Source organism: Sulfurovum sp. (assembly GCF_041562805.1).
In the GTDB taxonomy this organism is placed as follows: Bacteria; Campylobacterota; Campylobacteria; order Campylobacterales; family Sulfurovaceae; genus Sulfurovum.
This window is the reverse complement of record NZ_JBFFOH010000271.1, coordinates 1-2,009: the sequence shown is the minus strand read 5'-3', so window position 1 is coordinate 2,009 and position 2,009 is coordinate 1. Positions and strand designations below refer to the sequence as shown.

The 2,009-nt window shown below is 38.0% G+C and carries 2 protein-coding genes, 3 tRNA genes and 1 pseudogene; 2 read left to right on the top strand and 4 right to left on the bottom strand.

What is annotated here, in order from left to right; genetic code table 11:
• Nucleotides 1-94 precede the first annotated feature (94 nt).
• The 3 genes from ABYK33_RS15665 to ABYK33_RS15655 all read right to left on the bottom strand — a co-directional run bounded on the left by ABYK33_RS15665 (nucleotide 95) and on the right by ABYK33_RS15655 (nucleotide 409).
• Nucleotides 95-170 (bottom strand) — tRNA-Gly (locus ABYK33_RS15665).
• A gap of 24 nt (nucleotides 171-194) precedes the next feature.
• Nucleotides 195-279, bottom strand: a tRNA-Tyr gene (locus tag ABYK33_RS15660).
• 53 nt (nucleotides 280-332) lie between these two features.
• A tRNA-Thr gene (locus tag ABYK33_RS15655) sits at nucleotides 333-409 on the bottom strand.
• Nucleotides 410-567: 158 nt separating this feature from the next.
• On the opposite strand from ABYK33_RS15655, the gene ABYK33_RS15650 reads away from it, so the two are divergent.
• Nucleotides 568-1,302: a YaaA family protein gene (locus ABYK33_RS15650; protein ID WP_373034253.1), complete on the top strand. Its 735-nt coding sequence runs from the start codon at nucleotides 568-570 to the stop codon at nucleotides 1,300-1,302.
• Nucleotides 1,303-1,412: 110 nt separating this feature from the next.
• Entirely contained in the window at nucleotides 1,413-1,745 is a 333-nt protein-coding gene (locus tag ABYK33_RS15645; protein WP_373034252.1) for a translation initiation factor, read from the top strand.
• 17 nt (nucleotides 1,746-1,762) lie between these two features.
• On the opposite strand, the pseudogene ABYK33_RS15640 reads toward ABYK33_RS15645, so the two are convergent.
• A pseudogene (locus tag ABYK33_RS15640) lies at nucleotides 1,763-2,009 on the bottom strand (dehydrogenase); the annotation flags it as partial.

The following is a 2,009-nucleotide window of genomic DNA, read 5'->3' as shown; positions in this document are numbered from 1 at the left end:
TATTAAGTCATAAATTAAAATATGGAAAGCTTTTGTATGTGAAGTAATTATTATCTTAGTTGTTAAGTACATAATTCACACAGCTCCCAGATTATGGAGCGGGCGAAGGGATTCGAACCCTCGACAGCCTGCTTGGAAGGCAGGAACTCTAGCCACTGAGCTACGCCCGCATCTTTATGCAACTTAACATGATATGGTGGTGAGTGAAGGATTCGAACCTTCGAAGACATAGTCAGCAGATTTACAGTCTGCCCTCGTTGGCCGCTTGAGTAACTCACCACTTATATTGTTTGTTGTTATATCTGGTACAAACACTGATAATTATATTTCTATGGAGCTGGCAAAGGGACTCGAACCCCCGACCTGCTGATTACAAATCAGCTGCTCTAGCCAACTGAGCTACGCCAGCACCATCATTAGAAGTTATTACACTTAAAATGGACGGGAATTATAGACAAAAAAGATTTTAATGTCAAGGGTTTTCGGTAAATTTATAAAAATTCCTCTTTTTTAGGTAATTCATATAGAATACATCCATATAATTAAAGAAAAGTATAGGTAACATTCATGAAAATACTACTGGCGCCAAGCGAAACCAAGAAATCAGGGGGTGATGCCTCTTTTAATCCTAATACTTTACTTTTTGAGAGCCTTTTACCTCATAGAACTAAACTATTGCATGCATACATTAATGTTTTACAAAAGGGTGATATACCTACACTATCAAAAATGTTTGGTATCAAAAAAGAAGCAGATATCCTTGCACATAAAAAAGATATCATTCATGAACTCACTATGAAATCCATTCAAAGATATACAGGTGTTGCTTTTGATTATCTTGGCTATGAAAAATTAGATGCACAGACCCAAGACTATATAGACAGCCATGTTATCCTCTTTTCAAATCTCTTTGGTCCCATCCGTGCTTCTGACCTTATACCTGAGTATAAACTCAAACAGGGAGAAGCCGTAGGTGAGATCAAAACAGAGAAGTTTTACAATGAGCACGCTGCACACCTGATGGAAGAATATCTAGCCGAGGATGAGATCCTTGATCTCCGTGCAGGTTTTTATGACAAGTTTTACAAGCCATCCAAACCCTACACTACACTTAAGTTCATTAAGGATGGTAAGGTCGTAAGTCACTGGGCAAAAGCGTATAGAGGCATCGTTTTACGTGAAATAGCTAAAGCCGGTATAGAATCCCTGGAAGCATTTATGAAGCTGCCGATAGAAGGTCTCAGCATCAAAGAGATCCAAACAAAGAAAAATAAAACTGAAATTATTTATGAGATAGGATAAACATGAGGCTCCCCAGTGATGATATGCTCTATAAGATATTTATTTTTCTCCTGGGACTGATGGTAGTCCTGGGTATACTTTTTGATACAGATTATAGTTAGGAGGGTGAAGTGAAAGAAAATTTATTTGATATGGGTGCAAACTTTGATGATGACTGGTCTTCGGATAATAAGGAGCAAGTATCTAAAAAAGTTTCTACTGAAATTAAACTACCTGAAAAACATCAACTGCACTTTGCAAAAGAAAAGCGCAGAGGAAAAGTCGTCACGATCATCAAACCTTTTTACTTAGATAAAACAACTCTCCAGGCACTGCTGAAAACACTCAAAAAGAAACTTGGGATTGGTGGTACTATCAAAGATGCGAGTTTAGAGTTTCAAGGAGATATCCCTGAGCCCTTACGTAAGCATTTGGAAGCATTGGGGTATCGATTTAAGAACTGATCAAATCACACTAAAATTTATTTGCCTATGGCCAAAGCATACAGTACCATCTCATCGTTCTCTACAAATTCATTCACCTCATCATCATAATATGCACCGATTCCAGAACACCCTATACCTAAATAAAGAGAAGCCACATAAAGTCTGTGTCCTATGATCCCAGCTTTTTGGTACAGTGCCTGATAGTTCTTTGCTTTGGAAGTCAGGAAAAATGCTACTGCCCCTTGCATAGAAAGACTATACTGTTCTAAACTCAAATACCCT

Excerpts from the sequence above, each read along its gene's own strand:
- ABYK33_RS15650 (WP_373034253.1), top strand. The coding sequence starts at position 568 with ATGAAAATACTACTGGCGCCAAGCGAAACCAAGAAATCAGGGGGTGAT.